Source organism: Maribellus maritimus (assembly GCF_022267315.1).
Taxonomy (GTDB): Bacteria; Bacteroidota; Bacteroidia; order Bacteroidales; family Prolixibacteraceae; genus Draconibacterium; species Draconibacterium maritimum.
The window spans coordinates 103,932-122,817 of the sequence record NZ_JAIKLE010000003.1; the positions used below are offsets into that span (position 1 = coordinate 103,932).

Sequence of the window (18,886 nt, forward strand, 5' to 3'; positions counted from 1 at the left end):
AAATAATTTATCATGGAAGAAACTTTACAAGGCCTGCAAATAGGTATTGACAATATGTGGTTATTGATTGCCGGATTTATGGTAATGTTCATGCAACCCGGTTTTGCAATGGTGGAAGCAGGTTTCACACGCCAAAAAAACACCGCAAACATTTTAATGAAAAACCTGATGGACTTTTCTATAGGTTCATTATTATACTGGATTATCGGATTTACTTTGATGTATGGAGACTCAATAGGAGGATTTATCGGAACACCTGACTTATTCTTTATGAGCGATGGTTTTGGTGACAATTATTCAGATTATGCTGATATCTTTTTCCAAACTGTATTTGCCGCAACTGCTGCAACTATTGTGTCGGGAGCTATGGCTGAGCGTACTGAATTTAAAGCATATCTCATTTTCAGTATTGTAATTACTGTAATTATTTACCCAACGTCGGGACACTGGACCTGGGGAGGTGGCTGGTTAAGCCAACTTGGTTTCCACGATTTTGCCGGTTCCTCCATTGTTCACTCTGTTGGTGCATGGGTTGGTTTGGCTGGTGCGTCAATCATCGGTCCTCGTATTGGCAAGTACGATAAAGACGGAAAAGCAAAAGCAATTCCGGGACACAACCTTGCAATGGGTGCTTTAGGTGTATTTATCCTTTGGTTTGGTTGGTTCGGATTTAACCCGGGCTCTCAGCTTGCTGCTGCCGGAACCGACAATGCTGTTGCAATTGGTCATATTGCAATGACAACAAACCTTGCTGCCGCAGCTGGTGCAGTAACAGCGATGTTAGTTGCATGGATGCGCTACAAACGGCCAACGCTTTCAATCGCGTTAAACGGAGCTCTCGCTGGTTTGGTTGCTATAACCGCAGGTTGTGACGCCGTAAATCCGGTGGGTGCAGTATTTATCGGAATTATGGCTGGATTTGTTTTACCATTTGCAGTTGAATTCTTCGACAAAATATTAAAAGTTGACGACCCGGTTGGTGCAATCTCGGTTCACGGAGTTGGTGGAGCACTCGGAACACTGGCTGTTGGCTTATTCTCAACTTCCGAAGGTTTATTCTACGGTCATGGAGCAAAATTATTAGGTATTCAGGCTATAGGTGTTCTTGCATTCTTTGTTTGGGCATTTGGAACAGGTCTGATACTATTCTTTATATTGAAGAAAGCAAAAGTATTGCGCGTATCCAGGCGCATTGAAGAAGAAGGCCTCGATGTTTATGAACATGGAGAAAGTGCCTATAACTAATCTTCTTCAGCTTTTAAGTCTGTAGCTGTCTGTTTATGGGCCCGTCCGCCGGGACGGGCTCTTTCTTTTAAAAAAAATTAGGGTCAAGGGTAGTTTGAGTTAGTTTAGTTAGATTAGGAAAACCGGTTCACAAAAATTGTGGCCGGTTTTTTTGTTGATAAATTTTAGTGAATATTTACTACCATTTCACCCAAAAGTTATTTCAGAAAATTATTTTTGTTACTTCATAAAAAAGTAGAATAAAATGATGCAGACCTGGTTTGAATGTAAAGTAAAATATGTAAAAATCTCAGAAAGCGGCAAAGAAAGAAATGTAACTGAAAATTTTCTTCTCGATGCAGTATCATTTACCGATGCAGAAACCAGAATGATTCGTCAGATGCAGGAAATGGTGCGGGGCGAATTTACTGTTACCGACATAAAAAAATCAAAAATAGCAGAAGTTTTTCCTTTTGAAAACGGAGAATGGTGGTTCAAAGCAACAATTAATCTGGTTACTGTTGATGAAGAAGCCGGAAAAGAAAAGAAACTGCGCACCTATTACCTGATAATGGCCGACGATATAAAAGAAGCGCTCCAACGGCTTGAGGAAAGCTTGTCTTACCTTGTTATTCCTTATGTTGTTTCTTCAATTACAGTCAGTACAATCATTGATGTTTTTCCATATCAGCCATCCGAGTCAGCTGTACCCGAAGGATATGTCCCTCTGGAAAAGGAAGAGAATCCTGAAAACAATGATGAATAAAAAACAAAAACAGCCGATCCAGGGAACAGGACAGACTGTTTTATTAAGTTAATTAACAGGTAGTAGTATTATAAATTCACAAGAACTTTATAAAAATTAAATTGGTCTCGCTTTATCGGGTCAAACTGGTAGTAAGCAATAGCAATTCGGCAAATATCACGGATAGTAGAATAAATCTGGGCCACCTCCTTTTGTCCGTAAGTGTTTAATTCCGCTTCGCCTTCAAGCGCTTCAAAACAATCTTTAAATTCCTTTATTTTGTTTGCACTATCCAGTATTTTATCAAACAACGAATCCATCGTCCCTTTTGAAACTGCTTTGTTTCTTGTCTCTTCATCCAGGTTTTCAGCGAACACATTAAGGAATTGATACAAACACATATGATCTCCGTTTTTGGCATCGCTGAAGTACTCACAATACCCGGTTTTTTCAAAAAAGTCTTTTAAAAAATCTTTGTCGTCCTTAAAATCTACCTTTAAAGACGCACGCAATATTTTCAGGTTTTGTAATCCTGCAACCATAATTTCGTGCCAATCGCGATATTTATTCTCATCCCATGCCTCAACGTTATCGGTATAGTGTTTTTCAATGGTGTCTTCAATCCAAATATTTAAAGATGTGGCAAACTCCGGATCCCATTCTTCGCGAACACTCGACAACTCATAAATATTCTCTTTGAAAGATTTGGCAATTTTTTGGCATGCCAGAATGGTTACTGTACTGGTTGGGCAAGCAATTAAGGTTTCCATAATTGACGGTTTAAAAGTTAGTAGACTCTGATACAAAGCTACAACCTAATTTACAAAACCACTAATCTGAACCATCAAATATTCAATGTTTTACAGTTATGTTTTGAAACTATGTTTCATAACCATGTTATCAAAAAGCTTACTAAAATTGGAAATAAAGAATTTTTTCCTTAATAGATGTAACTCAAAAATCAGGAGTGACGGCTTTTTAATTCCTTTACAATATCTTCAATCCGATATCCTTTGTGAGACAATAAAACTATCAGGTGGTACAGTAAATCTCCTGCTTCATAAAGAAAATTCTCATCATCATTTGCCATTGCTCCAATGATGGTTTCGACAGCTTCCTCTCCCACCTTTTGTGTAATTTTTCTTGTTCCTTTCGTAAAAAGCGAAGTAGTATACGAACCTTTAGGCATTTCCTTTTTCCTCTTGTCAATAAAATCCTGCAGATAACTCAAAAACTGCACATCTGCTTTTGGATTCATTTCATAAAAACAGGTATCGTTCCCTGTGTGACAGACCGGCCCCACCGGATTTGCTTTTATCAGAAGGGTATCGTCGTCGCAATCGATCAGTATGGAAACCACATTTAAAAAATTGCCCGATTCTTCTCCCTTGGTCCACAACCGGTTTTTGGTCCTGCTAAAAAAAGTGACCTTGCCCAGTTCCTGCGTTTTCACCAAAGCTTCCCGGTTCATAAAACCAACCATTAAAACTTTCATCGATTGATTATCCTGAACTACTGCCGGAACCAATCCGTCGAGTTTGGAAAAATTTACCTGATCAATATTCTTTAATTCGTTCATGATTTCCAATTTGTTGCGAAAATAATAATTGATATTTTTTTATCGAACAATGATCCCGTTTTCTTTTAGATAATTTTTTAACTCAGGAATGGGAATCTCATTGTAATGAAATATGCTGGCCGCCAGTCCTGCATCTGCTTTTCCTTTGGTAAAAACATCCGTAAAATGTTCTTTTGCTCCTGCTCCTCCTGAGGCAATAATTGGAATTTTCAAAGAGTCAGCCATTTGAGCCAGTTGTTCATTGGCAAAACCGTTTTTTGTGCCGTCGTGGTTCATCGATGTAAAAAGTATTTCACCAGCGCCACGATCTTCGGCTTCTTTTGCCCACGAGAAAAGTTCCTTTTCTGTCGGAATTCTTCCTCCATTTACAGTTACTGTCCAATGATTCTTTTCATCACCACGTGCATCGATAGCTACCACAACAAACTGACTCCCAAAATTCAAAGCCAAATCATCAATCAACTTTGGATTTCGAACTGCGGAAGAATTAATCGAAATCTTATCAGCACCTGCACTCAAAAGCTTCTCGGCATCGCTTAGTTCACTTATTCCACCTCCAACTGTAAACGGAATATTCAGATGTGCAGCAATACGCTTCACCAGTTCCACAAAAGTTTTCCGCCCTTCGTGGGTTGCAGTAATATCTAAAAAAACCAGTTCGTCGGCACCATCGGCTGCATATTTTGCACCCAACTCAACCGGGTCGCCTACTTCCTGAATATTTACAAAATTTATCCCTTTAACCGTTTGTCCGTTACGGATATCTAAACATGGTATGATTCGTTTTGCAAGCATATTTTTAGCTTCTTCCCAACCTTCCCGTAAAGAGAAGGGGGTATTGTTTTTTGAAACTTCTATTTTTCTTTCTCATTTCTCCTCTTTTAGAAGAAACGATTATGAGCTTATAAAATTTTCAATTTCTTTCAAAGATATTTTATTCTCATAAATTGCCTTCCCGGTAATTACACCCGGCACACCTATTTCATCTAATTTTAATATGTCGTCCATGGAAGCAATTCCACCACTGGCAATTATTTCCAGATCCGGAAGCAAGTTCATAATTTCATGATACAAATCAAATGAAGGGCCGGAAAGCATTCCATCGCGACTGATATCGGTTGAAATTACTTTTTCAACCCCCTTTTTACTAAAACCTTCAATAAAATCAATTACAGAAAGTTCAGTTGCCTCCAGCCAGCCACTTACAGCTATTTTTCCATCCTTTGCATCGGCGCCCAGTATAATTTTTTCGCTGCCATAATTTTCAATCCACTGTAAAAAAGTCTCCTTTTCCTTCACCGCAATACTTCCTCCGGTAACCATTGCCGCCCCTGAATTAAAAGCGATTTTCAAATCGTCATTGGATTTTAATCCACCTCCAAAATCAATTACAAGCTCTGTTTTTGTTGCAATGGTTTCGAGCACCTTGTAGTTTACAATATGTTTGGCTTTGGCACCATCCAAATCAACCAGGTGAAGACGACAAATCCCTGCATTTTCAAACATTTTGGCAACTTCCAGCGGATTTTCATTGTATACTTTTTTCCGACTGTAATCTCCCTGCGAAAGCCGAACACATTTCCCTTCGATAATATCAATCGCAGGAATTATTTCTATTTTTTTCATCATTCTTTTCCTTCCAGGGCACAAAGATGCAAGTTTATTTACAATTCCTCCAAAATCATTTTTAAAACTGCTTGTGCCGTCACTTCTCGATTAGCAGCCTGCTGGATCACAATTGAATTTTTACTGTCTATAACACTATCAGCTACAACCACATTTCGCCGCACGGGAAGACAGTGCATAAATTTAGCATTGTTTGTCAGTGCCATTTTTTCTTCGTTCACTGTCCAGCTAAAATCTTTTGAAAGAATTTGTCCGTAGCTTGAGTAGGAAGCCCAATTTTTTGCATAAATAAAATCAGCTCCTTCAAATGCCTCTTTCTGGTTGTATTCCACCTTTACGTTTCCGATAAAATCAGGAGCCAGCTCATAACCTTCCGGATGTGTAACCACAAGTTCATAATCTGTTTCGCGCATCCATTCCACAAACGAATTAGCCACAGCCTGCGGCAAAGCACGAGGATGCGGTGCCCAGGTCAGGACAACTTTAGGACGTTCTTTTTGTTTGAACTCCTCGATGGTTACCAAATCGGCATAACTTTGCAGCGGATGCCGGGTTGCGCCTTCCATACTTACCACCGGCACTCCGGCATATTCAACAAACTGGCTAATTATCTTTTCTGAATAATCATCCTCTTTATTTTGAAACCGGGCAAATGAACGTACTCCTATTACATCGCAATACTGACCAATCACAGGAATTGCTTCCAGCAAATGTTCCGGCTTATCTCCATCCATTACCACACCCAATTCCGATTCCAATTGCCATCCGTCTTCATTTACATTTAAAACCATAGTATTCATTCCCATATTCATAGCAGCTTTTTGCGTGCTCAACCGGGTGCGTAAACTAGAGTTAAAAAAAATCAGAACCATCGTTTTATTTTTCCCAAGATGTTGGTATGCAAAAGGATTCTCCTTTACATCGAATGCAACATCAAGAGCATATTGCAGGCTTGGAATATCTTTTACTGATATAAAATTTTTCATTGGTTTTTATTTTATTGACTTTTGGTTTTCTATTTTGGTCTTACCTGTCCTTCGCCTTCAATAATCCATTTATAGCTGGTTAATTCCTCCAAAGCCATTGGCCCCCGGGCATGTAACTTTTGGGTACTGATTCCGATTTCTGCCCCAAGACCAAACTGGGCACCATCGGTAAAAGCGGTGGAAACATTCGAATAAACAGAAGAAGCATCAATCATTTTTCTAAAGTTTTTAATTCGTTCAGCATCTTCGGTTATAATTGCCTCGCTGTGTTTCGACGATTTTTCGTTAATCTGATCAACGGCTTCTTCAAAAGAGGCAACTGTTTTTACTGACATTTTCAGAGACAGAAACTCTGTACCGAAAGATTCTTCTATTGCCGGGAAAAGTAATTCCCCGGGATAAGCATCTTTTAGAACTGCATATGATTTTTTATCAGCATAAATTACAACGCTGCTTTCTGAAAGTTTTTTACCAAAATCAGGCAGGTCAGCCAAACGACTTTCATGAATCACAAGACAATCGAGTGCGTTACAAACCGAAGGGCGACGTGTTTTTGCATTAAAGATAATCTCACGTCCTTTTTCTGCGTCGCCAAACTCATCAAAATAAGTGTGACAAATGCCGGCACCGGTTTCAATTACAGGAATAGTGGCATTTTCGCGCACATAATTTATCAGGCCCTGACTGCCACGTGGAATAATTAAATCAATATAACCATGTGCCCTGAGCATTTCGTTTGTTTCTTCCCGACCTGCAGGAAGCAATGCTACAGTGTTCTCATCAATATCCGATTTTGTTAAAACATCCTGAATAATGGACACAATGGCCTGGTTGGAATAAAAGGCATCGCTGCCACCTTTCAAAACACAGGCATTTCCGGACTTGAGACAAAGTACAAACACATCAAAAGTAACGTTGGGCCGCGCTTCGTAAATAATTCCGATTACTCCAAAAGGGACAGTAACTTTACTAATTTTCAATCCATTGGGTCGTATGGTTTTCTTTAATATTTTCCCCACAGGACTTTCCAAACCGGCTACATTCCTCATATCAGAAGCAATTCCCTTTATTCGATCCCCGGTTAACTTCAGCCTGTCGTACTTTGGGTCTTGCGGATCCATTCTCTCCAAATCCTTCTTATTTTCAGAAATAATAAAATCGGTTTGTCTCTCCGCCTCATCTGCCAATTTCAGCAAAACACGACTGATTGTTTCATTCTCCACAAGGTTTAATTTTCGTGAAGCTTGCAAAACCTGCTGAAGTTGTTTTTCTATCTTCATTTTTACTGCAATTTATATTTTCTCTCCTTTTGTTCTCCCATTTGGAAAAAGAGAGGATTTTCGTTTTAAAACCCTCTCCCGGGGGAGGGAGAGGGAGCTCAGAATAAGTTCAAATTAAGGCATAAAAAAGGGTAGAAAGGGTAGTATATCCTGAGCTATTTTTTATTTTCCATATATAAATAATCGTAATGAACCAATGGTTTCTGTTTTTCAGAATCCATTTCCTGTTTCATTTTATCGGAACCGTACTGTGCCTTACCTACTCCAACAACAGCTCCGGTCTCATCAACGATTTTTATTAAATCTCCTTTTTTAAATTCACTAATCAACTTAACTACACCAACAGGCAACAAGCTAACTGCTTTTTCTGAATTCAGTGCTTTAATTGCTCCCTGGTTAATGACAACCTGCCCTTTTGCAAAATCGTCAGAATATCCAATCCATTTTTTTACTCCACTCGACGATTTTTTATTTGGTACAAAATAGGTATGTTCAAATTCCTTGTCTTTGTCAAGCAGGTCAATCAAAACATTTTCAATTGTTCCGTTAGCCACATGAACCCCAATTCCATCGCCTGCAACCTTTTGGGCGATACGAAGTTTTGTAAGCATTCCTCCGCGGCCAAAGGTTGATTGTCCTTCCACAGCACTTCCTTTCAAATCCACCTCCTCGCGGTCAATCTGATGAATTAATTCAGCATTTTCATTTTGCGGATGCGTATTATAAACTCCGTTCACATTGGAAAGAATAACCAGAGCTTCCGAATTTACCATTGATGCAATTAAGCCCGAGAGTTCATCATTGTCTGTAAACATCAATTCGGTAACTGATATGGTATCATTTTCATTTACTATCGGAATCACCTTATTTTCCAACAATGTGGTGATACAGTTTTTCATATTGAGATAATGCCCGCGGTCGGAAAAATTTTCCTTGGTTGTTAAAACCTGAGCACACACCAAACCATGTTCGCTGAAAAAATCGGAATAACGGCTTATAAGCTTCACCTGTCCCAAAGCAGCCCACAATTGACGTTGCGATACGGCATCTGTTTTTTTTGCAGGCTCCAGCACTGCCCTTCCCGCAGCAACTGCCCCCGATGAAACCAACACCACTTCTACCCCATTTTTTTGAAGAAAGGCAATCTGATCCACCAAATGTGCAATACGCGCCACATTTAATGTTCCATCGGCTTTTGCCAAGACATTACTACCTATTTTAACCGTTATTTTTTTGTAACGAAACTGCATTAAAAAACTACTTCCCTGAATTATCGATTTTTTTATAAGATGCAAGAACCCCCTGAATTAATGAGGAACTGAATCCTTTGTGTTCCATTTCGTTTAAGCCGGTTATGGTGACTCCTCTTGGAGTAGTCACTTTGTCGATTTCGCGTTCCGGATGATGCCCCGTTTGCAGTATTAATTCTGTTGCGCCTTTTACTGTTTGTGCAGTTATAAACTGCGCCATATCGGCACCAAACCCAATTTCAATTCCGCCTTGCATCGCCGCCCTGATATACCGTAAGGCATATGCTATTCCACAGGATGAGAGAACAGTAGCTGCGGCCATCAATTCCTCCGGTATCTCAACGGTTTTGCCTAACTTCTCAAACAACTCTATCACAAAATCTTTGTCTTCAGTTTTATTTCCATTGGTAGAGATACAGGTCAGCGATTCCTGTAATGCAATTGCAGTGTTAGGCATTACACGGAAAATAGAAATATTTTCACCGGCCATTTTTGTAAGATCTTCTATACCAACTCCAGCGACAATTGAAATAAAAATTTTAGCTGAAGTCAGCGCTGGTTTTATCTCATTAATTACACCTTCTATATGATAAGGCTTTACAGCAACAATAAATACTCCGGCATTTTGAACTACCTCTTTGTTATTTTTGCATGCAGTAATCCCCATCTCCCTCATTTCGTTGAGATTTTTTTCTTTTGGATCGAAAACAAAAATATCCGAAGCACTTATAAAACCTGATTTAACGAGCCCAACAGCAATTGCTCCACCCATATTACCGGTACCTATAATTCCAATTTTTTTATTTTCCATTATACTAAGTTACAAAATGGTTATGGCTGAAAACTATTTTTCAACCATCGACACAGAAGTGTCAATCAAAACCTTTTCAAAAGCGTTTAAAAAATCATTTGCTTCTGAAACACTTAAACTTAAAGGCGGCAACAACCTTATTATATTCTGACCGGAAACTCCGGTAAACATTCCTTTTTCAAACAATAATTTGCTTCTAATTTCTTTTATTGGCTGTTTAAATTCCAAACCAATCATCAAACCTTTCCCTCTGATTTCAAATCCAGAATCCCATTGAGAAAGACTGTCTATCAAATATTTCCCAACTTCCATAGCATTCCGGACAAGCTCTTCTGACTTCATTACATCCAATACGGCAATGGCAGCAGCACAAGCAAGATGATTTCCCCCAAATGTAGTTCCCAGCATTCCATACCAGGGCTTAATATCAGGATGAATCAGCACTCCTCCGATCGGGAAACCATTTCCCATTCCTTTGGCTGTGGTAATAATATCGGGATGAACATCAAAATACTGATGGGCAAAAAACTTACCGCTTCGTCCGTAGCCCGATTGAATTTCATCCAGGATAAGCAGAAACTCATATTTTTTTGATAGTTGCCCCAGCTCTTCCAAAAAATGTTTTCCGGGTACATGAATTCCACCAATCCCCTGTATTCCTTCCACTAAAACGGCGGCAACTCCTCCTTTTTCCAGTTCTGTTTTTACAGCCTGAATGTCGTTAAACGGAAGTATAATCGCATTTTCAGTTTCATTTACAGGAGCCACAATTTTTGGATTGTCGGTTAATGCAACTGCGGCGGAAGTACGTCCGTGAAATCCTTTTTTAAAGCTGATAAATTTCTTTTTGCCTGTAACAAACGAAGCCAGTTTTATTGCATTCTCATTGGCTTCTGCACCTGAATTACAAAGGAAAAGCTGATAATCAGGGTATCCTGAGGCTTCTCCCAGTTTTTCAGCCAACTCCTTTTGTAAAGGATTTTGAACAGAGTTGGAATAAAAACCAATTTGTGAAAGCTGGCTGGAAATTTTTTCAACATAATGCGGATGACTGTGTCCGATTGAAATTACAGCATGGCCGCCATACAAATCGAGATATTTTTTTCCTTCAGAATCCCAAACATAGCATCCTTCTGCTTTTACAGGGGTAATATTAAAAAGCGGATATACATCAAATAAATTCATAACTAAAATGCAACGGGTTTTAAATTCAATCCTGTTCTTTCATCCAGCCCAAACATCAAATTCATATTCTGAACTGCCTGACCGGAAGCTCCTTTTATCAGGTTGTCGGTTAAACTAATTATTACCAACTTATTGTTATGCTTTTCCAAATAGATAACTCCCTTATTGGTGTTAACCACCTGTTTCATTCCGGGATTTTTTTGACTTACAAATACAAACGGATGTTCGTTGTAAAAGTCCTGATATATCTTTTGGGCTTCTTCCTCCGAGCCATCAAACCGGGTATAGGCTGCAACAAAAATCCCACGGGTGTGATTTCCCCGAATCGGAACAAAATTAAAATCACTGACAAATGAAGGCTGCAATTGTTTTAAACTTTGTAAAATCTCGCCTTCGTGCTGATGCTCCATAATTTTATATGCGGAAAGATTGTTGTTTCGCCAGCTAAAATGCGATGTTTCTGTTGGTTTTTGGCCTGCACCTGTTGAACCGGTAATGGCCTGAATGTGCACTCCACTCTTTAACAAGCCTTCAGCGGCAAGCGGTAACAATGCCAACTGAATTCCGGTGGCAAAACATCCCGGATTTGCTATATTTTTTGCAACTTTTATTTCTTCCCTGTTGAGTTCCGGCAAACCGTAAACAAAGTTATTACCTTTCCTTTTTAATCTGAAATCATGGCTTAAATCAATAATTTTTAAAGAATCCGGGAGTTGATTTGTCTCCATAAATTCTTTTGATTTGCCGTGCCCCATACAAAGAAAAATGACATCGACCTTTGAAAAAGGCAATTCTTCCGTAAATTCAATATCCGTTTCACCTAATAAATCAACATGCACATCAGAAATCAAATTTCCGGCATTACTGGAACTCTGAACAAATATAACTTCTGCCTGAGGATGATTTAGCAAAATTCGCAACAACTCTCCGGCAGTGTAACCGGCTCCTCCAATAATTCCAACTTTAATCATCCGTTTTTTATATTTTCTTGTTTACCGAACTATAAATCTTTAGCGAATTGGATAATATTTTGGTAAATCCCTTGATATCATCACCGGTCCAGGCTTTTACAGTCTCTCCGTACTCGCCAAATCCCGAATTCATTAAATCGTGTTCTGACTCAATGCCCTGCAATTCGAAATGATATGGTTTCAATTTTATAAAAACTTTCCCGGTAACATTTTCCTGTGTTGATTCAAGGAATGTTTCCATATTGCGCATCACTGGTTCATGATATAACGCTTCGTGCAAAAACATACCGTACCAGTTGGCAAGCTGTTCCTTCCAATATATCTGCCATTTGGTAAGTGTATGTTTTTCCAGTAAATGATGGGCTTTGATAATTAACATCGGAGCGGCGGCCTCAAAACCAACACGGCCTTTTATTCCAATGATAGTATCTCCGACGTGAATATCGCGCCCGATTGCATATTTTGATGCTATTTCTTCCAGAGCCTGAATGACCCCGGGCCCGCTTTCAAAAGTTTTCCCATCAATGGTTTTTAATTCGCCTTTTTCGAAACCAAGTTCAATTACTTTTTCATCGCTGCATTCGAGCTGACTTGGATAAGCTTCATTTGGTAATCCTTTGGATGAAGTTAATGTTTCTTTTCCTCCCACACTGGTTCCCCACAGTCCCTGGTTAATAGAATATTGCATTTTGATAAAATCTTCTTCCACACCGTGCTTCTGCAAAAAATCAATTTCTTCCTGGCGACTTAACATTAAATCCCGGATAGGTGTGATGATCTCAATCTCCGGTGCCAAAACCTGAAAGGTCAAATCAAAACGAACCTGATCATTACCCGCACCTGTACTACCATGTGCAATATAAGCGGCTCCGATTTTTTTTGCATAGTCGATGGTTGCAATGGCCTGAAAAACACGTTCGGAACTTACAGAAATCGGGTATGTATTGTTTCTGAGAATATTACCATAAACCATGTACCGAATACATTTCTGATAGTATTCTTCTGTTACATCAAGGGTGACATGTTCCTTAGCACCAAGTTTATATGCTTTTTCCTCAATCTTTTTTAGTTCCCCGTCAGAGAAACCACCTGTATTTGCAATTGCAGTGTAAACTTCAAAGCCTTTTTCTTCCTTTAAATATTTTACACAAAAAGAGGTATCTAAACCTCCGCTAAATGCTAGAACCAGTTTTTTACTCATGATAAATATCTTATAAAGAGCAACGAAGACGCCCAAATCCAATTTTAAAACTATTCATTTATTTTGCTGTCTGTATAAAAAATATCTATACTAATTAGCGCTCCGTTACTCTTTGGTTGTTTCTTTGTTATTGTTGATTTCCAGTTGTTTTTTAAATCCTGCCTTAGGTTTTATTTTCTGAATAATATCCATCAAACTGCGTTTTTTAACCGCATTGCCGTTTACTTTTTCCTTATTTTCCCACGCCGGATCATACAGCATTCCTGTGCACAAACATTTCGTTCGTTCCGTACGCATCAAAATATCGTAATTCACACACCCTTTACAACCGTTCCAAAACATGTCATCGGTGGTCAGCTCTGAAAAAGTAACCGGACGGTACCCCAACTCATGGTTAATTTTCATCACCGCCAAACCAGTGGTCAGGCCAAAAATTTTGGCATTCGGATATTTTTTTCTTGAAAGCTCAAAAGCTTTGTGTTTTATTGCTTTTGCCAATCCGTAACCTCTGTATTCGGGCACAACAATTAATCCTGAATTAGCTACAAAACCTTTGTTTCCCCATGTTTCTATATAACAGAATCCGGCAAACTTATCACCGTCGAGTGCCAAAATAGCTTTCCCATCTGTTATTTTTGCAGTTAAATATTCCGAAGAACGACGTGCAATACCGGTTCCACGGTGTTTTGAAGCTACATCAATGGCGTCATTTATCTGGTCTACATATTTAATATGTTTTTCACTTGCAACTTCTACCCTGATATTGTTTAATTCCTTCATCAAATTAAATATTACAATTTGCCCCTCAAATTGGGCATTACATTTATTAACGCATTCACTAAATCTGTTTTTGCAATTCCTTCTCTTTGAATAAGAAGAATTGTGTCATCTCCGGCAACCGTCCCGATAATCTCCCAAGGCTCGGCTTTGTCAATCACAGCGGCGATACTGTTGGCATAACCGGGCGATGTTCTTACCACAGCCAGGTTGCCTGAGAATTGAATATCTTTAAATCCGTCAGCCAAAAAGTTAACACGGTTTCTTTCACTTGAAACTTCTTCTCTTTCTGCTCCCGGAATGGTATATACATATCCTTTGGTAGGATGTGGTACTTTGGCAACCTGCAAAACTTTTAAATCACGCGACAATGTTGCCTGCGTTAATTCAAAGCCTTTTTTTCTCAGCTGCATCAATAATTCCTCCTGGCTGTGAACCTTGCCGTTCAAAATTATTTTTCTGATTTCAAGTTGCCTTTCTACCTTTTTTTTCATTATGAATAAATATTCATTTTCTTTGCAAAATTATTCATTTTTATTAAAAAACAAACCAAATGTTTAAGAAATATTACTATTTTTGTCGGAGAAATGATTTTAATAACATCATTTTAATTTCAATGGGAGAAAAGTTAGTAGTTATTCATAAAAAGACTGAAGAAAGATGCGTTTAAACTATTTTTAGTGGAAACGCATTTTTTTTAATAGAACAACTGAAAATGTTAAAAGTAAAACAAGCAAAACTCACCCTGGAAGACGGGACTGTTTTTACAGGTAAATCGTTTGGAAGTGAAAAATCGGTAGCTGGCGAAGTTGTTTTTTACACCGCAATGACCGGCTACCCGGAGAGTTTAACAGACCCTTCATATACAGGGCAGATTCTGGTGTCAACCTACCCGATGATTGGGAATTATGGTGTTCCGTTTGATTCAAAAGAGAATGGAATTCATAAGTTTTACGAATCTCACAAATTACACATTAGCGGGTTAATAATTTCGGATTATTCCTTTGAGTTCAGCCATTGGAATGCTCAAAAAAGTTTGTCCGACTGGCTCAAAGAATACGAAGTTCCGGGTCTTTTCGACATCGATACACGAGCCTTAACAAAAATTTTACGTGAAAAAGGATCGATGTTAGGAAAAATTGAATTTGAAAACGAAACCATCGATTTTTATAACCCAAACCTGGAAAATCTGGTTGCGAAAGCAAGTTGTACTAATCGGGAAGAATATGGAGAGGGTGAACACCGAGTTGTATTGGTAGATTGTGGTGTAAAAAACAACATTATCCGCTGTTTGCTTGACAGAGATGCTACGGTAATCAGAGTTCCGTGGGACTATGATTTTACAAAAGAAGATTACGATGGTGTTTTTATCTCCAACGGTCCGGGCGACCCGGCCATGTGCATGGAAACAGTAGGCTATATAAAACAAGTTGTTGAGGAAAATAAACCGGTTATGGGAATTTGTTTGGGAAACCAGCTTTTGGCATTGGCTGCCGGCGCTCAAACCTACAAATTAAAATACGGACACCGGAGTCATAACCAACCGGTAATCCTGAAAGATACAAACCGTTGTTATATCACCTCGCAAAATCACGGTTACGCTGTTGAAACTGAAACCCTTCCACCTGACTGGGAAATACTTTTTACCAATGCCAACGATAACACAAACGAGGGTATAAAACATAAAACCAAACCATTCTTTTCCACACAGTTTCACCCGGAAGCTTCAAGCGGACCTACTGATACAGAGTTTTTGTTTGATGACTTTATCGACAACATCAAAAAGTACAAAGGATTGGGGAATTAGAAAATAAAAAATTACCATGATAGAAACACATATTAAAAAAGCAGTCATCCTCGGTTCGGGGGCATTAAAAATCGGAGAGGCCGGAGAATTTGATTATTCCGGTTCACAGGCGTTAAAAGCACTTAAAGAAGAAGGTGTTGAAACCGTACTCATCAATCCGAATATTGCTACGATTCAAACCTCGGAGAATATTGCCGATAAAATTTATTTCCTTCCGGTTACACCCTTTTTTGTTGAAGAGGTTATCAAAAAGGAAAAGCCACAAGGTATTTTGCTCGCCTTCGGAGGACAAACCGCGCTGAACTGCGGAGTTGCTCTGTTTGAATCCGGTGTCCTGGAGAAATACAACATTGAAGTTGTTGGAACGCCGGTTCAATCAATAATTGATACTGAAGATCGCGATATTTTTGCCAAAATGCTGGGTGAAATCAATGTAAAGACCCCACAAAGTATTGCAGCTTCAAATATGTCGGAAGCAAGAGCAGCGGCACAAAAAGTAGGATTCCCTATTATTATCAGGGCAGCCTATACACTGGGAGGATTAGGTAGTGGTTTCTGTGAAAATGAAGAAGAACTGGAAGCACTTGCATCAAAAGCGTTTTCCTATTCACCCCAAATTTTAGTTGAAGAATCGATAAAAGGGTGGAAGGAAGTCGAGTACGAAGTGGTTCGCGATAAATACGATAACTGTATTACAGTGTGTAATATGGAAAATTTTGATCCGCTTGGAATTCATACCGGTGAAAGTATTGTTGTTGCTCCGTCTCAAACACTATCGAATGCCGAATACCATAAACTGCGTGCGATTTCGATCAAAATTATTCGCCGGGTTGGTGTCGTGGGTGAATGTAATGTTCAGTTTGCGCTCGACCCGTACTCAGAAGACTATCGGGTTATTGAGGTAAATGCCCGCTTATCGCGTTCATCGGCACTGGCATCCAAAGCAACGGGTTACCCGCTGGCGTTTGTGGCTGCCAAGCTGGGACTTGGATATGGTCTACATCAGTTGAAAAACTCGGTCACAAAAGTTACAACGGCAGCTTTTGAGCCAGCACTCGATTATTGTGTCGTAAAAATTCCACGATGGGATTTGAATAAATTTATCGGCGTTTCCAAAAACATAGGAAGCTCCATGAAGAGTGTGGGTGAAATTATGGCAATCGGCCGAACCTTTGAAGAAGCCATTCAAAAGGGTATCCGAATGGTTGGACTGGGAATGCATGGTTTTGTTGGAAACCGGGATGAAATCAATATTCAGGAAATTGAAGAAGAACTTTCAAATCCGACCGACAGAAGAATCTTTGCCATTGCCGAAGCATTTAATAAAGGATTTTCTGTTGATGAAATTTACGATAAAACAAAAATTGACCGTTGGTTTTTACAGAAACTAAAAAACATCTTCCTGATTAAAAAGGAACTGCTGAAATTTGAAAAACTGGAAGAACTGCCGGTTGATTTGTTAAAGATTGCAAAACAAGCCGGATTTTCTGATTTTCAAATTGCCAGACTCGTGATAAACAGCCCGAACAAAAATATTCATGAAGATTTGTTACGGGTGCGGGAATACAGAAAAGCAAACGGTATTGTTCCGGTAGTAAAACAAATAGATACGCTGGCAGGTGAATATCCGGCACAAACCAACTACCTGTATCTTACGCACAACGGCTCCGAACACGATATTGATTTTTACAACGATAATAAATCAGTAATCGTTCTTGGCTCCGGGGCTTACCGGATTGGAAGTTCGGTAGAATTTGACTGGTGTAGTGTAAATGCTGTGGAAACCATCAAAAAAGAAAATTACCGTTCGGTGATGATCAACTATAATCCGGAAACCGTTAGTACAGACTATGATACCTGCGACCGGCTTTATTTTGATGAACTGACTTTTGAACGGGTAATGGATGTTTTCGACTTGGAAAACCCTTATGGGGTTGTGGTTTCAATGGGTGGACAGATTCCGAACAACCTCGCCATGAAACTGCACGGACAAAATGTACCGGTACTGGGAACTTCTCCTCTTAAAATTGACAATGCAGAAGATCGTGAAAAATTCTCTTCACTTTTGGATGAACTTAAAGTGGATCAACCTCGCTGGGCGCGACTTTCAACCATTGATGAAATTCACAAATTTGTGGATGAAGTGGGTTATCCGGTGCTTATTCGACCGTCGTATGTTTTATCCGGCGCTGCCATGAATGTGGTTTCCAACCCCGACCAGTTGGAACATTTCCTCGAAATGGCTGCCAATGTTTCAAAAGAACACCCGGTGGTTGTTACTGAGTTTATCGAACAGGCCAAGGAAATTGAAATTGATGCAGTAGCCAATAAAGGCGAAATTGTTGCTTACGCCATTTCTGAACATGTTGAATTTGCAGGAGTTCATTCGGGTGATGCGACCATCGTTTTCCCTCCACAGAAACTGTACGTGGAAACCATCAGAAGAGTAAAAAAGATTGCACGCCAAACGGCCAAAGGGCTTGAAATTACCGGCCCATTTAACATGCAGTTTTTGGCAAAAGACAATGATATCAAAGTCATCGAATGCAACCTCAGGGCATCGCGAAGCTTCCCCTTTGTATCAAAAGTAATGAAAATCAATCTGATTGAAATTGCAACAAAAGTGATGCTGGGAATTGATGTTCCGAAACCCGACAAGTCGTTGTTCGAGCTGGATTATGTGGGAGTAAAAGCACCGCAGTTTTCCTTTGCGCGTTTATTAAATGCCGATCCTGTATTGGGGGTTGATATGGCTTCTACCGGAGAAGTTGCGTGTATTGGAGAAAGCTATTACGAAGCTATTTTGAAATCGATGCTTTCTGTGGGTTATAATTTCCCAAAAAAGAACATTTTGATTTCATCCGGTCCGTCGAGAGGTAAAATAGAATTGCTTGAAAGTGCCAGATTGTTAAAAGAAAAAGGATACAATATTTTCGCTACAGAGGGAACGCACCGTTTCTTCTCGGATAATGGAATAGAAAATACCTTGTTGCATTGGCCCGATGAAGAAGACAGGCATCCGAATACCATAGAATATTTAAAAGAGAAAAAAATTGATTTGGTAATAAATATTCCAAAAAATTATACAAAAAGGGAATTAAAAAACGGGTATAAAATCCGCAGGAATTCAATTGATTTTAATATTCCGCTTATTACCAATGCGCGGGTGGCAAGTGCTTTTATCTACGGAATTTGTAAATACAACATTGAAGATATTACGATTAAAGGCTGGAATGAATATTAAGCAGTAGCAACAACAAATAAAAAAGCATCAGCTAAAAACTGATGCTTTTTTATTTAATTCAAAATAACTTTAATTTTCCAAATCTTTGTCCCGAAATTCATCTTTCGGTTGGTGGTTTTTTCTGACGACAAAACTCTGACATTAACATGCCAGCTTGAAGTTTTATCGTTTAAAACCAAATTGTTTCTGTAATTTTTCTG

At 39.1% G+C, this 18,886-nt stretch carries 17 protein-coding genes; 4 read left to right on the forward strand and 13 right to left on the reverse strand.

What is annotated here, in order from left to right:
• The first annotated feature begins 12 nt into the window (after positions 1-12).
• Together K5G00_RS03770 and K5G00_RS03775 are read left to right on the forward strand one after the other, a co-directional pair.
• Positions 13-1,245, forward strand: coding sequence for an ammonium transporter (locus K5G00_RS03770; protein WP_238764396.1), 1,233 nt, complete (start codon positions 13-15; stop codon positions 1,243-1,245).
• Positions 1,246-1,489: 244 nt separating this feature from the next.
• Positions 1,490-1,990, forward strand: a complete 501-nt coding sequence (locus K5G00_RS03775; RefSeq protein WP_238764398.1) for a DUF4494 domain-containing protein — start codon at positions 1,490-1,492, stop codon at positions 1,988-1,990.
• A 68-nt stretch (positions 1,991-2,058) separates the two neighbouring features.
• Here the strand turns inward: K5G00_RS03775 and K5G00_RS03780 are convergent, their stop codons facing one another.
• The 13 genes from K5G00_RS03780 to K5G00_RS03840 form a co-directional block, all read right to left on the reverse strand.
• Positions 2,059-2,739 carry a hypothetical protein gene (locus K5G00_RS03780; RefSeq protein ID WP_238764400.1) on the reverse strand — a complete coding sequence of 227 codons (681 nt, stop codon included), beginning with the start codon at positions 2,737-2,739 and terminating at the stop codon, positions 2,059-2,061.
• Positions 2,740-2,930: 191 nt separating this feature from the next.
• Positions 2,931-3,548 carry a bifunctional phosphoribosyl-AMP cyclohydrolase/phosphoribosyl-ATP diphosphatase HisIE gene (gene hisIE, locus K5G00_RS03785; RefSeq protein WP_238764401.1) on the reverse strand — a complete coding sequence of 206 codons (618 nt, stop codon included), beginning with the start codon at positions 3,546-3,548 and terminating at the stop codon, positions 2,931-2,933.
• A gap of 39 nt (positions 3,549-3,587) precedes the next feature.
• Positions 3,588-4,343, reverse strand: a complete 756-nt coding sequence (gene hisF, locus K5G00_RS03790) for an imidazole glycerol phosphate synthase subunit HisF (RefSeq protein ID WP_238764402.1) — start codon at positions 4,341-4,343, stop codon at positions 3,588-3,590.
• 99 nt (positions 4,344-4,442) lie between these two features.
• Positions 4,443-5,177 carry a 1-(5-phosphoribosyl)-5-[(5-phosphoribosylamino)methylideneamino]imidazole-4-carboxamide isomerase gene (gene hisA / locus K5G00_RS03795; RefSeq protein WP_238764403.1) on the reverse strand — a complete coding sequence of 245 codons (735 nt, stop codon included), beginning with the start codon at positions 5,175-5,177 and terminating at the stop codon, positions 4,443-4,445.
• A gap of 35 nt (positions 5,178-5,212) precedes the next feature.
• Entirely contained in the window at positions 5,213-6,160 is a 948-nt protein-coding gene (locus K5G00_RS03800) for an N-acetylornithine carbamoyltransferase (protein WP_238764404.1), read from the reverse strand.
• A 29-nt stretch (positions 6,161-6,189) separates the two neighbouring features.
• On the reverse strand, positions 6,190-7,440 hold the full coding sequence (locus tag K5G00_RS03805; protein ID WP_238764405.1) for a glutamate-5-semialdehyde dehydrogenase: 1,251 nt from the start codon (positions 7,438-7,440) through the stop codon (positions 6,190-6,192).
• Between the two features lie 155 nt (positions 7,441-7,595).
• Positions 7,596-8,690: a glutamate 5-kinase gene (gene proB, locus K5G00_RS03810; RefSeq protein ID WP_262921282.1), complete on the reverse strand. Its 1,095-nt coding sequence runs from the start codon at positions 8,688-8,690 to the stop codon at positions 7,596-7,598.
• A 7-nt stretch (positions 8,691-8,697) separates the two neighbouring features.
• On the reverse strand, positions 8,698-9,501 hold the full coding sequence (gene proC, locus K5G00_RS03815) for a pyrroline-5-carboxylate reductase (protein ID WP_238764408.1): 804 nt from the start codon (positions 9,499-9,501) through the stop codon (positions 8,698-8,700).
• Between the two features lie 33 nt (positions 9,502-9,534).
• Complete coding sequence (locus K5G00_RS03820) at positions 9,535-10,686, reverse strand: aspartate aminotransferase family protein (RefSeq protein ID WP_238764409.1); 1,152 nt, start codon at positions 10,684-10,686, stop codon at positions 9,535-9,537.
• A 2-nt stretch (positions 10,687-10,688) separates the two neighbouring features.
• Positions 10,689-11,657, reverse strand: a complete 969-nt coding sequence (argC, locus tag K5G00_RS03825) for an N-acetyl-gamma-glutamyl-phosphate reductase (protein WP_238764410.1) — start codon at positions 11,655-11,657, stop codon at positions 10,689-10,691.
• A gap of 7 nt (positions 11,658-11,664) precedes the next feature.
• On the reverse strand, positions 11,665-12,858 hold the full coding sequence (locus tag K5G00_RS03830) for an argininosuccinate synthase (protein ID WP_238764411.1): 1,194 nt from the start codon (positions 12,856-12,858) through the stop codon (positions 11,665-11,667).
• 105 nt (positions 12,859-12,963) lie between these two features.
• The gene (locus tag K5G00_RS03835; RefSeq protein WP_238764412.1) at positions 12,964-13,638 is read right to left on the reverse strand and encodes a GNAT family N-acetyltransferase; all 675 of its coding nucleotides are present in this window, start codon (positions 13,636-13,638) and stop codon (positions 12,964-12,966) included.
• Positions 13,639-13,649: 11 nt separating this feature from the next.
• Positions 13,650-14,129, reverse strand: coding sequence for an arginine repressor (locus tag K5G00_RS03840; protein WP_238764413.1), 480 nt, complete (start codon positions 14,127-14,129; stop codon positions 13,650-13,652).
• A gap of 221 nt (positions 14,130-14,350) precedes the next feature.
• Between K5G00_RS03840 and carA the strand changes: the two genes are divergently transcribed.
• Positions 14,351-15,442, forward strand: coding sequence for a glutamine-hydrolyzing carbamoyl-phosphate synthase small subunit (carA, locus tag K5G00_RS03845; RefSeq protein ID WP_238764415.1), 1,092 nt, complete (start codon positions 14,351-14,353; stop codon positions 15,440-15,442).
• Between the two features lie 16 nt (positions 15,443-15,458).
• Entirely contained in the window at positions 15,459-18,686 is a 3,228-nt protein-coding gene (carB, locus tag K5G00_RS03850) for a carbamoyl-phosphate synthase (glutamine-hydrolyzing) large subunit (RefSeq protein WP_238764416.1), read from the forward strand.
• Positions 18,687-18,886 lie beyond the last annotated feature (200 nt).

What these genes read in the sequence shown, in the direction of transcription:
- K5G00_RS03770 (WP_238764396.1), top strand. Translation starts at nt 13, where the DNA reads ATGGAAGAAACTTTACAAGGCCTGCAAATAGGTATTGACAATATGTGG.
- K5G00_RS03775 (WP_238764398.1), top strand. Translation starts at nt 1,490, where the DNA reads ATGATGCAGACCTGGTTTGAATGTAAAGTAAAATATGTAAAAATCTCA.
- K5G00_RS03780 (WP_238764400.1), bottom strand. Translation starts at nt 2,739, where the DNA reads ATGGAAACCTTAATTGCTTGCCCAACCAGTACAGTAACCATTCTGGCA.
- hisIE (WP_238764401.1), bottom strand. Translation starts at nt 3,548, where the DNA reads ATGAACGAATTAAAGAATATTGATCAGGTAAATTTTTCCAAACTCGAC.
- hisF (WP_238764402.1), bottom strand. Translation starts at nt 4,343, where the DNA reads ATGCTTGCAAAACGAATCATACCATGTTTAGATATCCGTAACGGACAA.
- hisA (WP_238764403.1), bottom strand. Translation starts at nt 5,177, where the DNA reads ATGATGAAAAAAATAGAAATAATTCCTGCGATTGATATTATCGAAGGG.
- K5G00_RS03800 (WP_238764404.1), bottom strand. Translation starts at nt 6,160, where the DNA reads ATGAAAAATTTTATATCAGTAAAAGATATTCCAAGCCTGCAATATGCT.
- K5G00_RS03805 (WP_238764405.1), bottom strand. Translation starts at nt 7,440, where the DNA reads ATGAAGATAGAAAAACAACTTCAGCAGGTTTTGCAAGCTTCACGAAAA.
- proB (WP_262921282.1), bottom strand. Translation starts at nt 8,690, where the DNA reads ATGCAGTTTCGTTACAAAAAAATAACGGTTAAAATAGGTAGTAATGTC.
- proC (WP_238764408.1), bottom strand. Translation starts at nt 9,501, where the DNA reads ATGGAAAATAAAAAAATTGGAATTATAGGTACCGGTAATATGGGTGGA.
- K5G00_RS03820 (WP_238764409.1), bottom strand. Translation starts at nt 10,686, where the DNA reads ATGAATTTATTTGATGTATATCCGCTTTTTAATATTACCCCTGTAAAA.
- argC (WP_238764410.1), bottom strand. Translation starts at nt 11,657, where the DNA reads ATGATTAAAGTTGGAATTATTGGAGGAGCCGGTTACACTGCCGGAGAG.
- K5G00_RS03830 (WP_238764411.1), bottom strand. Translation starts at nt 12,858, where the DNA reads ATGAGTAAAAAACTGGTTCTAGCATTTAGCGGAGGTTTAGATACCTCT.
- K5G00_RS03835 (WP_238764412.1), bottom strand. Translation starts at nt 13,638, where the DNA reads ATGAAGGAATTAAACAATATCAGGGTAGAAGTTGCAAGTGAAAAACAT.
- K5G00_RS03840 (WP_238764413.1), bottom strand. Translation starts at nt 14,129, where the DNA reads ATGAAAAAAAAGGTAGAAAGGCAACTTGAAATCAGAAAAATAATTTTG.
- carA (WP_238764415.1), top strand. Translation starts at nt 14,351, where the DNA reads ATGTTAAAAGTAAAACAAGCAAAACTCACCCTGGAAGACGGGACTGTT.
- carB (WP_238764416.1), top strand. Translation starts at nt 15,459, where the DNA reads ATGATAGAAACACATATTAAAAAAGCAGTCATCCTCGGTTCGGGGGCA.